The 15,828-nt window shown below is 33.5% G+C and carries 15 protein-coding genes; 9 read left to right on the top strand and 6 right to left on the bottom strand.

Translation table 11 applies throughout. The features are described from left to right. The first annotated feature begins 18 nt into the window (after positions 1 to 18). Positions 19 to 1,212 (top strand): VWA domain-containing protein, encoded by a 1,194-nt coding sequence (locus JHL15_RS07390; protein WP_200244637.1) that lies wholly within the window; start codon positions 19 to 21, stop codon positions 1,210 to 1,212. 136 nt (positions 1,213 to 1,348) lie between these two features. Here the strand turns inward: JHL15_RS07390 and JHL15_RS07385 are convergent, their stop codons facing one another. Next, entirely contained in the window at positions 1,349 to 2,554 is a 1,206-nt protein-coding gene (locus tag JHL15_RS07385; RefSeq protein ID WP_200244636.1) for an NAD(P)/FAD-dependent oxidoreductase, read from the bottom strand. A gap of 111 nt (positions 2,555 to 2,665) precedes the next feature. Here JHL15_RS07385 and JHL15_RS07380 point away from each other — a divergent pair, with 111 nt between their 5' ends. Beyond that, entirely contained in the window at positions 2,666 to 3,046 is a 381-nt protein-coding gene (locus JHL15_RS07380) for a SpoIIAA family protein (RefSeq protein WP_200244635.1), read from the top strand. A gap of 40 nt (positions 3,047 to 3,086) precedes the next feature. On the opposite strand, the gene JHL15_RS07375 is transcribed toward JHL15_RS07380, so the two are convergent. Continuing rightward, a complete protein-coding gene (locus JHL15_RS07375; protein ID WP_200244634.1) occupies positions 3,087 to 4,286 on the bottom strand; it encodes an MFS transporter in 1,200 nt (399 codons plus the stop codon). Positions 4,287 to 4,465: 179 nt separating this feature from the next. Here JHL15_RS07375 and JHL15_RS07370 point away from each other — a divergent pair, with 179 nt between their 5' ends. Then, positions 4,466 to 5,320 (top strand): AraC family transcriptional regulator, encoded by an 855-nt coding sequence (locus tag JHL15_RS07370; protein WP_200244632.1) that lies wholly within the window; start codon positions 4,466 to 4,468, stop codon positions 5,318 to 5,320. A 463-nt stretch (positions 5,321 to 5,783) separates the two neighbouring features. On the opposite strand, the gene lipA is transcribed toward JHL15_RS07370, so the two are convergent. Continuing rightward, the gene (gene lipA / locus JHL15_RS07365; RefSeq protein ID WP_200244631.1) at positions 5,784 to 6,650 is read right to left on the bottom strand and encodes a lipoyl synthase; all 867 of its coding nucleotides are present in this window, start codon (positions 6,648 to 6,650) and stop codon (positions 5,784 to 5,786) included. A 114-nt stretch (positions 6,651 to 6,764) separates the two neighbouring features. Between lipA and JHL15_RS07360 the strand changes: the two genes are divergently transcribed. Then, on the top strand, positions 6,765 to 7,400 hold the full coding sequence (locus JHL15_RS07360; RefSeq protein WP_200244629.1) for a hypothetical protein: 636 nt from the start codon (positions 6,765 to 6,767) through the stop codon (positions 7,398 to 7,400). A 103-nt stretch (positions 7,401 to 7,503) separates the two neighbouring features. On the opposite strand, the gene JHL15_RS07355 is transcribed toward JHL15_RS07360, so the two are convergent. Further along, a complete protein-coding gene (locus tag JHL15_RS07355; RefSeq protein WP_200244627.1) occupies positions 7,504 to 8,064 on the bottom strand; it encodes an RNA polymerase sigma factor in 561 nt (186 codons plus the stop codon). Positions 8,065 to 8,373: 309 nt separating this feature from the next. Between JHL15_RS07355 and tyrS the strand changes: the two genes are divergently transcribed. After that, a complete protein-coding gene (tyrS, locus tag JHL15_RS07350; RefSeq protein WP_200244625.1) occupies positions 8,374 to 9,669 on the top strand; it encodes a tyrosine--tRNA ligase in 1,296 nt (431 codons plus the stop codon). Positions 9,670 to 9,795: 126 nt separating this feature from the next. Here tyrS and JHL15_RS07345 read toward each other — a convergent pair whose 3' ends face one another. Then, complete coding sequence (locus tag JHL15_RS07345; RefSeq protein WP_200244624.1) at positions 9,796 to 10,218, bottom strand: hypothetical protein; 423 nt, start codon at positions 10,216 to 10,218, stop codon at positions 9,796 to 9,798. Between the two features lie 209 nt (positions 10,219 to 10,427). On the opposite strand from JHL15_RS07345, the gene JHL15_RS07340 reads away from it, so the two are divergent. Both JHL15_RS07340 and JHL15_RS07335 read left to right on the top strand, forming a co-directional pair. Further along, the gene (locus JHL15_RS07340; RefSeq protein WP_200244623.1) at positions 10,428 to 12,419 is read left to right on the top strand and encodes an ATP-binding protein; all 1,992 of its coding nucleotides are present in this window, start codon (positions 10,428 to 10,430) and stop codon (positions 12,417 to 12,419) included. After that, entirely contained in the window at positions 12,409 to 13,041 is a 633-nt protein-coding gene (locus JHL15_RS07335; RefSeq protein WP_200244622.1) for a response regulator, read from the top strand. Before JHL15_RS07340 ends, JHL15_RS07335 begins: the two co-directional genes overlap by 11 nt. Before the next feature lie 56 nt (positions 13,042 to 13,097). On the opposite strand, the gene JHL15_RS07330 is transcribed toward JHL15_RS07335, so the two are convergent. After that, positions 13,098 to 13,532 carry a hypothetical protein gene (locus JHL15_RS07330; protein ID WP_200244621.1) on the bottom strand — a complete coding sequence of 145 codons (435 nt, stop codon included), beginning with the start codon at positions 13,530 to 13,532 and terminating at the stop codon, positions 13,098 to 13,100. A 224-nt stretch (positions 13,533 to 13,756) separates the two neighbouring features. On the opposite strand from JHL15_RS07330, the gene JHL15_RS07325 reads away from it, so the two are divergent. Both JHL15_RS07325 and JHL15_RS07320 read left to right on the top strand, forming a co-directional pair. Then, positions 13,757 to 14,395: an alpha/beta hydrolase gene (locus JHL15_RS07325; protein WP_200244620.1), complete on the top strand. Its 639-nt coding sequence runs from the start codon at positions 13,757 to 13,759 to the stop codon at positions 14,393 to 14,395. Positions 14,396 to 14,504: 109 nt separating this feature from the next. Further along, positions 14,505 to 15,827 (top strand): PDZ domain-containing protein, encoded by a 1,323-nt coding sequence (locus JHL15_RS07320; protein ID WP_200244619.1) that lies wholly within the window; start codon positions 14,505 to 14,507, stop codon positions 15,825 to 15,827. Position 15,828: the final 1 nt, after the last annotated feature.

The following is a 15,828-nucleotide window of genomic DNA, read 5'->3' as shown; positions in this document are numbered from 1 at the left end:
TAATTAAAAATATAAATAATGACAACTTTAAAAATTTTAACATTGAGTCTAGGCGCCGCTTTTTTAAGCTCAAATAGCCTGACAGATAATCGTTGTGCAGGTAGAAATAATACTGTAACCAATGATTTAGTGACACAAAATGCTTCTTTAGCACCAAATCAAGCAGCTAAAGAAAATAAGATCCAGGTTGCTCTTTTATTAGATACTTCGAACAGTATGGACGGGCTGATCGATCAGGCAAAATCAAGATTATGGAATATCGTGAATACCTTGACAACATTGAAATACGATGGTAAAGCACCACAGATAGAAATCGCACTTTATGAATACGGAAACGACGGAATTCGGGATGAAAATTTCATTAGACAAGTCACTCCCCTGACACAGGATTTAGATCTGGTTTCAGAAAAACTATTTGCTTTAAGAACCAATGGAGGAAGCGAATATTGTGGTGCCGTAATCCGTGATGCAAGTATGAATCTCAATTGGGATAAAAATGATAAAAGCATGAAACTGATTTATATTGCCGGGAACGAGCCTTTTGATCAGGGAAGAATTAATTATAAGGAAGTTATTTCGTCTGCTAAAGCTAAGAAGATTTACACCAATACTATTTTCTGTGGCGACAGAAATGAAGGAATCCAATCCTTCTGGCAAAACGGTGCCGTTACTGGTGATGGAAAATATTTTAATATAGACAGCGACAGAAAAGTAATTTATATTGAAACGCCCTACGACATTAGAATTTCAGAATGCAATACAAAATTGAATGATACTTATATGTATTACGGAAGCCATGGCTCTGAATTCAAAAACAAACAGGTAATGCAGGATAAAAATGCAGAAGTCCAATCTGTTTCCAATGCCGTGGAAAGAACAGTTGCCAAAAGCAAAAAGAACGCTTACAAAAATGATCACTGGGATCTTGTAGACAAAGCAGAAAAAGACGTCGACTTCATTACTACCATTAAAGAAAGTGAGCTTCCCGCTGAATTAAAAGGTAAAAGTAAAGAAGAGGTGAAAAAAGTCGTTGCTTTAAAATCTTCAGAACGTGGAAAAATTCAACGTGAAATTGAAGAACTTTCTATAAAGAGACAACAGTACATTGATAAAGAAATGAAAAAACGAGGCAATACCGATTCTGACGATCTTGGAAAAGCAATTGAAAAATCGATTTTGGAGTTAGCTAAGAAAAATGGGTATAGCCTGTAATGGTGGCTTCGAGAGCCTCAGCCACCATCGTACTAATTACTTTTAGGTCACTTCATTTATAGATGTATAAATGATATGATTTTAATTTTCATAGTTTTAGAACCGACGGCTTTGAGAATATCAACCGTCGGTTTCTTTATCTGCCAAATTTAAAATATCCTGATAAGGGATGTTTTTTGTTTTTCATAAACAGGGAAGCCATTTCCATTCCAGTGACTGAAAAGGTAATTCCATTGCCACCAAAACCTAATACAAAATAAGAGTTCTTAAATTTTTTATGTTCTCCTATAAAAGGCAACCCATCTTTCGTTTCTCCAAAAGTTCCAGCCCATACAAAATCAGTATAAAAATGATAATCAGGCTTTATTTTTTTCAAAGTCTTTAGAATCTCTTTTTCCTTTTTATTAAGTAAAGCATCCCGTTTTTCAGCATTATAGAAATCTTCGTCTCCTCCTCCAATCAATAATCGTCCATCATCCGTTGTTCTCATATACATATAAGGCTCATCTGTATTCCAAACCAATGTGCTGCTTATATTTTTAAATTTATCATGATCGATCTCGGAAACAATAGCGTATGTGCTTTTCAGATTTACAAAATGTTCTGTAATCAAATTTTTGCTCTCATATCCTATACAATAGATGATCTTTTTTGTTTTGATTTGGGGCCCATTTGTAGTAGTGACCAAATTATGGTCTTTACGGTATTCTACAGATTTCATTTCTGTTTTATCAAATATACCTAGACCTTCTCCCCGATTGAACTCCAATAATTCATGAGCAAATTTAAATGCATCAATACTTGCTCCCTGTCTGGATATGATACCTCCATACGTATTGCGGAAGCCAAATTCATTTTCAATTTCATCGGATTCAAGCCATTTAACTTTAAATCCATATTTTTTCCTCGCTTCAAATTCTTTTTTAAGCCAATCAACATCCTTCTTTTTTGATGCGAAGTACAAAGACTTTTTTCTTTTAAATCCAGCTTGTGATCTTAATTGTTTCGTCAGCATTTCTATCCTATCAATGGAATCTGAACAGGCTCTATAACTGTCAACAGCTCCTTTTTCTCCAATTTTACCAATAAGTTCAAAAAGCGGAACATCAATTTCATATTGTAGCATAGAGGTGGTTGCAGAGGTACTTCCGTTACAAATTTCACGTTTATCAATAAGGATTGTTTTATAACCATCTTGTATCATTTGATGAGCTACTAAGCTGCCTGTTATCCCACCACCTATAACCAATACGTCACATTCTTCATCACTTTTCAATGAGGGGTAAGAGGCTAGAATTCCATTCTTTAGCAACCAAAACGGTTCATTAGATTTTAAATCCATATTGATATTTTACACTAAAGTACTAATATTTGTGAGTATTTTAACGCTTACACAGCTATTAATGGTGTAATTGTTGTTGGTGAAATATCACCAAACCATAAAAAATATACTATGATTACAATTATTCCAGATGCCCCTGAGAATGTTGCAGCATTCAATGCAACAGGGGAAGTCACCCGAGAAGATTTTGAGAAACTGGTTATTCCCCACGTAAAACAGAAAGTGGATCAGTTTGATGAACTTAATTATTTATTGTATTTAGATACCGATCTGGATAATTTTACAATGGGCGCCTGGCTACAGGATGCATTTTTAGGATTGAAAAATTTGACCAAATGGAATCGTACAGCTATTGTTACCAATAGCGAGGGAGTTCAAAACTTTACTGATATTTTCAGTGTTTTAATGCCCGGTGAATTTAAATCCTTTCCAAAGGAAAATGTATACAATGCCCTTTATTGGTGCAAGAATGGAAATGAAGTGGAAGCATAAAGGGTACGAAAAAAGAGGCAATTGCCTCTTTTTTTAAATGTTATTTATCACATGGTACACATTCTACACCAGCTTCTTCTCCAGATTGAGACACTCTGTACAAATACATATATCGTATACTGATCAGCAACCCTATAAATGTCATTCCTACTCCAACAAGAGAAGGATATTTAAATGAGAAACCGTGTTCTAAAGGAATTCCTCCTAAAAAAGCTCCCATGGCATTCGCTATATTAAAAGCAGCTTGCATAAAAGCAGCAGCCATCATTTCACTTCTCGGAGCCGCTTTCATCATCATAATGTTGATTGGCGCAGCAACAGACATAGATAATGCACCACAAATAAATGTAAGTACCAGTGCTATCATTCTATTTTCTGAAAAGAAAAATACACCCGCTAATGAAGACATCATCAAAAATAATAAAAGAACACATGTCTTTTCGGGGCCTAATCTATCAGATAAAAAGCCACCGGCTAAATTTCCTACCACCATTCCAGCTCCCGCCAGAATCATTACATAGGCCATCTGACTGGCTTTAATCCCAGCAATGATCGTCATTAATGGAGTTATATAGCTGAACCATGTAAAAAGTCCTCCAAACCCAATGGCAGTAATTAATAATACCAACCAGGATTGTTTATGCTTTAGAAATTTTAATTCTTCAAGGAAGTGGGTATCTTGCTTGGTTTCCATAGCAGGAAGCCAGAATTTTAAAAATAAGAGCGCAAATAAACCTATGGCAGCAACAATTACGAAATACCATCTCCAGTGGAAAGTATGTCCAATATAAGTTACCAAAGGGACCATTGCAAGGTTAGCCACAGTAAGTCCAGTAAACATTAACGAAATATAAAATGCCTCCTTCCCTTTTCCTGCCAATCTTGAAGCAACCACTGTTCCCACACCAAAAAATGCTCCATGTGGTAAACCTGAAAGAAATCTAATGATCAACATACTTGTATAATCGGGTGCTATTGCAGACAGCCCATTAAACAATGTAAAAATCATCATTAAAACAATTAAGACTTTTTTTGGAGGAAATTTCACAGAATAACCGATCAATATTGGTGCGCCAATAACCACTCCCAGTGCATAGGCAGAGATCAGATGTCCGGCTTCCGGAATACTTACCTGTAAAGTTTTTGCTATATCAGGCAGTAAACCCATAATAGTAAACTCTGTCGTTCCAATCCCCAAACCACCTATGGCCAATGGTATTATCCTCTTATCTATTCCCATATCATTTAAAGTTCTTAAGGTTATTTCTATTGTTTTGTACAATGTCAACAATCCTCTAATTTGAAAGTGCAAAAATCGACAGAAATATCCGTTTTTACTTCTACTCAAATGATAAAAATTTGCTCCATATTAACCTTTTTGATTAATTTTAACCTTAGAATTAATCAAGATAGAACCAAATGAAAATTCAGAAAGAAATTATTGACTTTGAAAAAGGAAAATCATTCAAGCTTTTTGCGCCTTCTCTGAAAAATTGTTTTTTTTGGCATTATCATCCCGAAATAGAATTGGTTTATGTTGAAGCTCTCAATGGAATCCGACATGTGGGTAAAGATATTTCAGGTTTTACAGATAGTGATCTTCTTCTTATTGGTTCCAATGTCCCTCACCTCAATTTTGATTACAAGATCCAAACGGAATGTAAGCAACTGGTTCTTCAGATGAGAGAGAATTTTCTTCAGGATATCATTATTCCTGTTCCTGAATTTGATCACATCAAAACTCTTTTGGAACGTTCCTACCTGGGGCTCTCTTTTTCTGGTGAAACAAAAAAAAGGGTCGTAGAAAAAATGCACACCATGATGAATACCGGAACTTTTGATTCTCTTATGGGATTAATTGAAATTCTACAAATCTTAGCCAATTCAAATGAGGTTAAAGAGCTTAATAGTGAAGACACAAGAATCAAATGGTTTCTGAATGATAAAATAAGAATGGGGACGATTTACGACTACATTCATGAAAATTATGATAAAAAAACGAATGTCAATCAAATTGCTGAAATGGTAAGTCTTAGTACTCCCGCATTCTGTCGCTACTTTAAAAAGCAAACCAATATGACGTTTACAGACTTTGTAAACAATTACAGAATTAATCAGGCTAAAATATTTTTATTAAAAGATTCTTCTATAACGGAAGTGTGCTTCCAGGTGGGTTTTGAAAGCCTATCCTATTTTAATAAGCTGTTTAAACAACACTTGGGAGAAACGCCGTCGGAATTTAGGAAAAGGCATTTGGAGAAAGTGGAAAATTGAAAGTGGAAAGTGGAAAGGTGAAAATGCTAAATTGTTAAAATGTGAAATTGTTTAATCGTTAAACTGTAAAATCTTTAAATTTTCGCGTCATTTGAAGTGGTGTATTTTTATACAAATCTTTGAGAATAGAGTTTTTCGTTTTTAACCTTGTCATTCCGTAGGAATCTTTATGAAGAATTTAAAAAAAATTAGATTTCAATGGAATGACAAATGTTGTATAGCAGTTTGTACATTCATTTTTATCGTAGATAAAAATCCTTGCACCTTAAAAAACAGAGCATTTATGAAGATTCTTGCGTCTTTGCGATTAACAAAATCAAAGTTTAAATTTTAGGGACAGGTTCTCGATACAAAATTATTTTTAACTGTCATTAAAAATAATTTCACTCGAACTGACGACTATTCCACGTTCTATCTATATTTTTTGATAAAAAAATCGCTCCGGAATTGGAGCGATTATATTTTAGTGAATATGTTTTTCAGCGTGATAAGAACTTCTTACTAGTGGTGAACTTTCAACATGTCTGAAACCTAAGCTTCTTGCAAAGTCTCCAAATTCATCAAACTCTTCAGGTGTAATGAATTTTTTTACGGGTAAATGCTTTTTAGTAGGCTGTAAATATTGCCCCATTGTAATAACATCTACATTCGCATTTCTGATATCTTCGATAGTTTGGAAAACCTCATCTCTTGTTTCTCCTAAACCAAGCATTACTCCTGTTTTTGTTCTTCTTTGCCCCGCTTCTTTCAGATATCTTAATACTTCAAGGCTTCTTTCATATTTTGCCTGAATTCTTACTTCTCTTGTTAAACGTTTTACCGTTTCCATATTGTGAGAGATCACTTCTGGAGCTACGTCTACTAATCTGTCAAGATGTTTTGTCAATCCCTGGAAATCCGGGATCAGAGTTTCCATTGTAGTACCTGGAGAAATTCTTCTCACAGCATTTACAGTTTCACCCCAAAGAATGGATCCCATATCTTTCAAATCATCACGATCTACAGAAGTAAGCACAGCATGTTTGATCTTCATTAATTTGATAGAACGTGCTACTTTTTCAGGCTCATCCCAGTTAACATCTAACGGTTTTCCGGTTTTTACTCCACAAAATCCACAGCTTCGTGTACAGATGTTCCCTAAGATCATGAAAGTTGCAGTTCCTTCCCCCCAACATTCACCCATATTCGGGCAGCTTCCACTCTGGCAAATTGTATTTAATTTATATTTATCAACCAAACTTCTCAGTTCTCTGTAATTCTTTCCGGTAGGAAGTTTTACACGAATCCACTTTGGTTTTTGAACGGTAGTGTCTTGAACTAAATTTTCCATTTCTAAAATTGAAGTTCAAAGTTAAGGAATTTTTAATGGAAACCATCTAACGGAGAAATTGATGGAACGTATAATTAAAAATATAATTGTAAATTGAAACATCAAAATTCGCCGATGAAAACTATATTCTGCCTATTATCATTATTACTAAGTACTTTATATTCTGCTCAAAAAGAATTTCAACCGAAAGGTTCTGACATCCTAGAAACGGTAGACGGAGATCTGGATGGGGACAAAATTCCTGAAAAAATAATTGTTTACAACACAAAGGATACCACAGATATGGGCAACATCCGTGAGATTCAAATTCTGAAAAAAGCGAATGGAAAATGGACTATTTTAGAAAAATCCAGAAATGCTGTTCTGGAAAGTAAACATGGAGGAATGATGGGAGATCCTTATCAAGGTGCTGTCATAAAAAAGGGCATTTTAGAAATTACTCAAGCAGGAGGAAGCAGCTGGAAGTGGGGATATACGGATAAATATCGATTCCAAAATGGACACTTTGAATTGATCGGACATTCTTTAAGCTATGGAAGACCGGGAGACTATTGGGCAGATATGGATTATAATCTGTCTACAGGGCAACTTGTCTATTCCAAAGAGGTAGAAGACAAAGATAACCCCGACAATGGTAAATCAGAAAAAGAAACTGTCATTAAAAAAGACTGGAAAATTAATCTGCAAAATAGAAATTCAGAAGAAAGAACTTTTATATTTCCAAAAACAAAAGCTGAGTTTCATTTATAATATAAAATTAGACCATTAAGGTTGTTTAAGGATTTAAGTTTAATTAAGATGATTATTCTAATTATTAAGGAAAAAATTTAATGCCTTAAAAATTCATTTACAGTTAATCCTCATCGAATTCGTTATTCTTTAATAATTCGGCCAATACTTTTTTTGCACGCATTACCCTAACTTTAGTATTAGCAACTGAAATACCTAATTCTTCTGCAATTTCCTTTATGCTTTTTTCTTCAAAAAATCGAAGCTTAATAATATCCTGATAATTAGCATCTAAAGATTCTATGGTTTTAATGATCTTCTTCTGTTCTTCATTAGATATCATTAATTCTTCAGGTGATTTTGCAAACTGATTTTTTACCTCATCCAGGTTCTCAGTAGGATCTTGGTTTTCACGACTCTTTTTTCTCCAAAAGTCGATGACGGTATTCTGAGCGATCGTCAATATCCATGTTTTAAACTGAAAGTGGGGATCATACATATCCAGCTTGGATAATACTTTTGAGAAAACATTCACAGTAATCTCATCTGTATCATTCTCATCATGTACTTTTTTCATTACAAAAGAAAAGACATCTACCCAAAAAACATTAATGAGTTTTGTCTGGGCTTTCTGATCTTTGTCTTTAGCCTTTTGGATAAGCAAAAATAGCTGTTCGTCATTCATTTAATAACAAATATAATTTATTTTGAGGGAAATGGCAATAAGGCGGAATCGCTGAACTGCAAAATCGTTAAATCGCTAAATTGCAGAATGGCTGAAAAGCTGAAAGGCGAAATCGCTTAATTGTAAAATCGTAAAATTGCTGAATAGCTAAATCGTAGGAAAACAAAATATTTTTTTAACCTCTTTTACAATTTTACGATTCCGCGATTCCTCGGTTTTGCTATTTAGCCATTTAACAAATCCTCTATTTAGCAATTTTCCCCTTAATTCATTATCTTTGCCCAGTTAAATTTTAAAGAAAATTATAATATGAACTCCTTTATTGAAGAATTAAAATGGCGAGGCCTTTTTGCTGATATGATGCCAGGAACCGATGAGCAACTGAATAAAGAGGTTACGACTGCGTATATTGGCTTTGATCCAACCGCTGATTCTTTACATATCGGAAGTCTTATTCAAATCAAAATTCTAGCGCATTTTCAACAGCATGGTCATAAGCCTATTGCCCTGGTAGGTGGTGCTACAGGAATGATCGGTGACCCTTCAGGAAAGTCTGCGGAGAGAAACCTTTTGGATGAGGAGACTCTATTATACTATGTTGATTGTTTAAAAAACCAACTTTCAAATTTTTTGAATTTTGAGGGAGACGGCCCTAACAAAGCTGAATTGGTGAACAACTACGATTGGATGAAAAACATCTCATTTTTAGATTTCGCTAAAAATGTAGGTAAGAACATCACCGTAAATTATATGATGGCAAAGGACTCTGTAAAGAAAAGATTTTCTGGAGAAGCCGGAGCTGATGGGATGAGTTTTACAGAATTTACGTACCAGCTAATTCAGGGATATGACTTCCTTCACCTATACCAAAACAATAACGTAAAGTTACAAATGGGAGGTACCGATCAGTGGGGAAATATCACTACTGGAACTGAATTAATTCGTAGAAAGGCTCAGGGTGAAGCTTTTGCTTTAACCGTTCCTTTAATTACGAAGGCAGATGGTTCCAAATTTGGAAAATCTGAAAGTGGTGAAAACTATTGGTTGGATAAAAAAAGAACTTCTCCTTATAAATTTTACCAGTTTTGGTTAAATGCTACCGATGCTGATGCTGAAAGATTCATTAAATTCTATACATTCCTTCCCAAAGAAGAAGTTGAAGCCCTAATCGAAGAGCATAAAACTGCTCCGCATGAAAGAAAACTGCAAAAGAAGTTAGCAGAAGAAGTGACAGTATGGGTGCATGGAAAAGAAGAATATGAAAAAGCCTTAAAAGCTTCTGAAATTCTTTTCGGACGTTCTACTGCTGAAGATTTAATAAGCCTGGATGAAGAAATTTTTCTTGAAGTTTTCGATGGAGTTCCACAAAAAGAAGTAGCAAAAGATGATGTCTTAGGAATAAACATTGTTGATCTGCTTTCAGAAAAATCAGGATTTCTAAAATCAAAAAGTGAAGCTCAAAGAGAAATTAAAGGAAATTCAATTTCTATCAATAAGCAAAAAGTAAATGATACTTTTACTGCGAATGAAACAGACCTGATCAATGGCAAGTTCTTATTGCTTCAGAAAGGAAAGAAAAGTTACTTTATTATTAAAGTTCAATAATTAAAAAATACAAGAAACACTTTGACATATAGACTTAATATAATCTTTTGTTATTCTGCATTTCTACAAAAAAAAAGCCATGAGACCTCTCTCATGGCTTTACCACTAAATAAAATATAGGTATGATTAGAAAGAATAACTAACTTGTCCAGAAAGACTTGTACCACTTCCTGTTCCTTCTTTTTTCAACTGACCATCTATATAAACCTGTACTTTTACTGTAGCATTAGCATTAGCACCTGTACCAACTACTCCTCCATTTACCATAACAGCTCCAGCAGGAGCCGTAAATTCAGGGCTCGTCCAGCTTGTCCCACTCAATCCGTTTGCTTCAGTATTAATAGCATCGTATCCATATACTGCACCAGTTATAGTGCTTCCTGGAGATACCTGTGCTTTAAAAATTACCTTATGGCTAGTTCCCGAACCACCTCCATCGTTATTATCGTCATCATCATTGCTGCATGATGATATAAACCCTAAGAGCACTGTCGCAGTCATTGCTATAACGGCTCTTTTTAATCTATTATTTAACCACATTTTTTTCATAAGTTTTTGTTTAAATTTCCTACAATTGTTCAATTCTATGATTTGCTTATTTTATAATTACAAAACTATTCTGGTAGTAAGATATTATCAATCCTTTAAAAACAGTAATTATTTCTACCCAATCTTAGGTATTTTCTGTGCTAAAAATTTTAATTAAATTGTAGCACATATAATAAAACATTCATAATCAGAACTAAAATTCATAAAAATTGAAAAAATTAGGTCTTGTAATTAGCATTTTACTTTCACTGGCATTACGATCCCAGCAAATTGTGCCACTTGACGAAAAGTCCTACATAGACAGTTTGCAGAATGTTGTGAGATTAAAAACCGATAATCAATCAAAAGCTGCTGCTTATTTCCTATTATCTAATTATTACCGAAATACAGACTCTACTCTTAGCAAAAAACATCTTGAAACCGCCCGGTCATTAGGAAAGTCCAATCCTTTTATTTCTGCCCAATATTTTTATTATCAGGGTCAGTATTATGCGGATCGTGATAAAGAAAAAGCCGCTGCATCCTATTTGAAAGGCACAGAATTATTATCCAAATTCAAAAATAAGGAATCCGAGTTTTTACAATCGAGATCCTGGTTTGGCTATGGAATAGCTCAAAAGAACAAAGAGGGCTACCCATTCCTAATTAAAATCATGCTTGAAAAGAGTATTCCGCTCATTGCAAAATATGAAAACAGCAGGAATTTAGGATTTGAATATACCCAACTGGCTCTTATGTTTACTTATAATGCCGAATTTAAAAAAGCAGAAAATTACAATAACAAAGCCCTTGAAATTCTTGAAAAAAATGCCCCAGCTTCTTCAGAACTGTTCTTTACGTATTTAAATATTGCAAGTAATTTCTTTTATCAGGCAAAAGGAGATATGGGAAAATCATTTCTGGATAAAGCAGAAAAGCTTATTCAGCCTTATCCGGACTCTTCATCGAATTCGTATTATTTTTATAACAAAACTTTATACTATATCACAAAACAAAAAAATGAAGAAACCTTGTCAGCTATTGAAAAAGGACTTTATTACACTAAGAAATTTCAACAGAACTTGCTTACACAGATGTTTTATGTTCATAAATATGATATTCTAAAAAAGCAAAAAAAATATACTGAAGCCAGAGACTTGTTAAAAAGTATACTAAAAGAAAAAACACTGGTAATAGATGCCAATAACAGAAAGACAATTTATCTCCAATTATCAAGTATAAATGAAGTAATGGGGAATACTAAGGAAGCTTTAGCCTGGGACAGATACCATTCAAAACTAAGTGATAGCCTAAACGCTGCCAACATAAAACTCGAGATCAATAAATTAGAAGCAAAATACAATACCGCAGAAAAAGAAAGAAAGATTGCAAGCCTTAATGCTGAGAAAAAGCAGAAAGAACTTGAAGTGAGCAGAAAAAATTATTATTTATTAGGACTAAGTTTGGTATCGTTTTTTTTTATAAGTCTTGCCATTTCCCTTTCAACATTATATAGAAAGAACAAAAAGCTTTCAGAACAAAAAGAAATCAATCTTCAGCAAAAAATTACTGATATTAAACAAAAGGAAGAATTAACGCTTACAAAAGCTATCCTTGAGGGCGAAGAAAGAGAAAGGGAACGTATTGCAAAAGATTTGCATGATGGACTTGGAGGGATGCTGGCTGGCGTTAAAATTAATTTTTCTACCTGGTCTTCCAATAATTTAGTCAGTGAAGAGCACGAGGATTTTTACAAAATATTGGAGCAGCTGGATCGCTCAGTGAGTGAACTAAGGCATATTGCAAGAAATTTAATGCCTGAATCTTTATTAAATTTCGGTTTGGAAACGGCGCTTCGTGACCTTTGTGATTTTTATACAAGAAAAAACCTTACTATTGATTTCCAACCGATCAACATACACAAAGAACTATCATTATCTACTCAACTTCACATCTACAGGATTATCCAGGAACTACTTGCCAACGCAGTAAAACATTCCGGGGCTAACAGTATTCTGTTACAATGTTCTCAAGCCGAAAATACATTCTTTATCACCATTGAAGATAATGGAAGAGGATTCGTTAAAGATACGATTAAACCTACGAGTATGGGATTTCAGAATATCAGAAATAGAGTAAATTATCTTCTGGGTAAAATGGAAATCAATTCTGATAATGAAGGAACAAACATTAATATTGAACTCAACACTTATGAAATCTGACCTTATAAAAATCGTTATTGTAGATGATCATCCTATCGTTATTGAAGGAATAAAAATGATGCTAAGAAAAGAACCTTCATTTTCCATAGCAGAGAGTTTCACATTAGGATCACAGGTCATTAATTTTATTAATTCAAATGCGGCTGATATCATTCTATTAGATATTACTTTGCCGGATTCTAATGGTATTAATCTTTGCCAGGAGATCAAAAAGATCTCACCCAGTACTTCTGTCATTATGTTCAGTAATCGCTCTGAAAGAAGTATTGTTATGCAGTGTATTCAAAACGGAGCCAGCGGATATTTATTAAAAAATACATCAATAGATGAACTCATAAAATGTATTAAAGGAGCTTTGTCGGGTGATATTGTATTTTGTTCGGAGACTAAACAGATCATCAATACTCCTTCTCAAACTGAATTTATAATTCCCAGGCTAACAAAGCGTGAAAAAGAAATTTTAAAGCTGCTAACCCAAGGCAAGACCAGCGGAATGATTGCAGAAGAGTTATTTCTAAGTTCTTTGACAGTGGATACCCATCGTAAAAATTTACTTCAAAAATTTCATGCTAAAAACTCCAGTGAACTGATAAGCCTAGCCATACAGCAAAATATGATTTAAATACAATAAAAAAACCGCTTATAAAGCGGTTTCTATATATGTATAGGTTTAGTTTTCTATAATTCTAAGAAGTTGTGAAAAACAGCTACACTTAAAACTCCTTTACCTGTAACCGTTTTAGTTTCTGAAACCTCTCCGTCTATATAGATTGTAACGGTTAGTTTAGAATCATCATTTGGCATATCTGCGTTGGCAGAAAGATTTAACTGAGCCTGGCTGGAGTTAACAAAAAACTCACCACTTGTCCAAGGCAAAGGAAGCGGAGTTAATGCAGTATTATACATTGTATTTGATGTAGTTCCAACCTGAGTTACAATAGTTTTTGAAATTACATTGGTAGTACCTTTCACTTCAAACTGAACAATGTGATCTTTAAATTCTTCATCGTCGTCATCTTTTTTACAAGAATTAAGAACAGAAATTGCCGAAAATAATACGATGAATAAGAAAGAGAGTTTAAATAAACTTTTTGATTTGTAAAATTGCTTCATTTCTCCAAATAGATTTTTTAATGTTTCAAATATAGGTTTTTTATCAATATAAAAATAACTTTCATGAAAAACTTTCAACAAAAAAATCCAAACAATATCAAATTAATAAAAAGATTAATTCCCTAAAAATTCAACTATTATCCATATTCTATTGGTATAAATTCAGTGAAAAATATTCGATGCGTAAAGATTTAGTAATTTGATTTATTAATTATCTTTGTGTTATGAATTTAGATTATCTAGTAAGAGAACCCGAAAATATTACTCCTAAAACCCCTATCCTTTTTATGCTTCACGGGTATGGAAGTAACGAACAAGACCTTTTCAGTTTCAGAGAGACCCTTCCAGCCGATTGGTTAATTATAAGCTTCAGAGCACCAAAAGATACTCAATTTGAGGGATATTCATGGTATGATATTGATTTTAATAATCCTGAGAATTTTATAGATATAGATCAGGCACAAGAATCCCTGAATGCCGTTTTAGAGAACATACTAAAAATAGTTAATCATTATGGACTTACCGAAAGCAGAGCTAATCTGTGTGGATTTAGTCAGGGTGGAATTTTGTGTTATGCACTGTCATTAAAATATCCAGACCTATTCAACTATGTAGCATGCCTTAGCAGCTATCCCGAAGAAAAGCTTTTAAAAGATATAGTTAAAGATAAAAAGAAACTGGAAAAACTCAGATTCTTTGTTTCACATGGAACAGATGATGCTGTTATACCTTTAGAATGGGGAAGAAAAGCAGCAGATCTATTATATGAATTAGGTTGCTATTTTACGTTCAGAGAATATATGAGCGGGCATGGAGTCAATCAAAAAAACTATATTGATCTCATGGATTTCTTTACAAAATAATTTATTGAAACATAAACATTTCATTGATATCATTGTCATATATATACACATTCTCAACTTTGGGAATGTTTTTTATTATCTATACCAATAAATTGACTATATTCAGTAAATGAAATTCAAGCATTTTATTTGGTTCTTATTTTTAAGCATTTTTCTAAATGCCCAGAACTCATTTGAAATCAAAGATGCTAGAAAAGTAGTTATCCCCTTCAAATTAATTAACAACCTTATTTTTATTCCCGTTACTATAAACGGAGCAGAGCTTACTTTTCTACTAGATACCGGAGTTGCTGAAACGTCAATATTCAGTCTTGAAAATAAAGAAGTAAAATTGACAACACTGGAAAAAATAAAATTTTCAGGATTGGGAGGCAATGCAAGTATAGATGGCTTCCGTTCTGACAATAATATTGCCGTAATAGGAAAGGATTTCATTAATAATTCTCTAAGTCTTTTTATTATTGTAAATCAGGACTTCAATATTTCTTCTCATGTTGGAATACCTGTTAATGGGATAATTGGCTACCATTTTTTTAAAAATCATCCGATCTCAATAGACTATATCTCCAAAAAGATCACTATTTACAATGATATGGATCTATTCAGAAAAAAAACAAAAAAATTTGAACAGTTTTCTATATCTATTGAAAAAAATAAGCCTTATATTGAGGCTGATGTAGAAATGACCAATGAAAAGAAAAGCTCTAAGTTACTCATAGATCTTGGAAATAGTGATCCTATATGGCTCTTCCCTACCCTGATTAAAAATTTTGTATATAACCGTCCCAATATTGACGACTTTTTGGGGAGAGGCTTCAATGGTGATGTTTATGGAAAAAGAAGCAGGATCCATAATTTTTATCTTGGAGATTTTAAATTTGAAAAACCTCTTACAGCAATGCCAGATGAATTTTCGATCCAGCATGTCAATCTTGTAGAAAATAGAAGAGGTTCTATCGGAGGAGAAATACTTTGTCGTTTTACAGTAGTTTTTGATTATGCTAATGAGAAATTATATTTGCGCAAAAACAAAAATTATGATGATCCTTTTCATTTTAATATGAGTGGGCTGGATTTTCAACAGGATGGACTAATATGGGAAAAAGATTTAGTTTCGCTAGAAACAAATGCTAAGAAAACTAGCAGCGAGGTGGAACTTATCAATAACAATTTACAATACAAATTTGCTTTAAAGCCATTGTTTTCAATTGCGGGAGTTCGAAAAGACTCTCCAGCTGATAAAGCTGGTTTAAAAAAAGATGATAAAATCATTACAATTAATGGAAGAAAAACTTTAGATATGACCTTGAAGCAGATTGTGGAATTGATGAAGTCTGATGAGGGAAAAACCATTACAATGATTATAAAGAGAAAAGATCATGAACTTACTTTGAGCTTCACATTAGAAGATCCAATACCTTATCAAGAATAAT

The organism is Chryseobacterium paridis, from assembly GCF_016595215.1.
Lineage (GTDB): Bacteria > Bacteroidota > Bacteroidia > Flavobacteriales > Weeksellaceae > Chryseobacterium > Chryseobacterium paridis.
The sequence above is the reverse complement of the archived record's forward strand: the minus strand, read 5'-3'. Positions and strand labels throughout refer to the sequence as shown.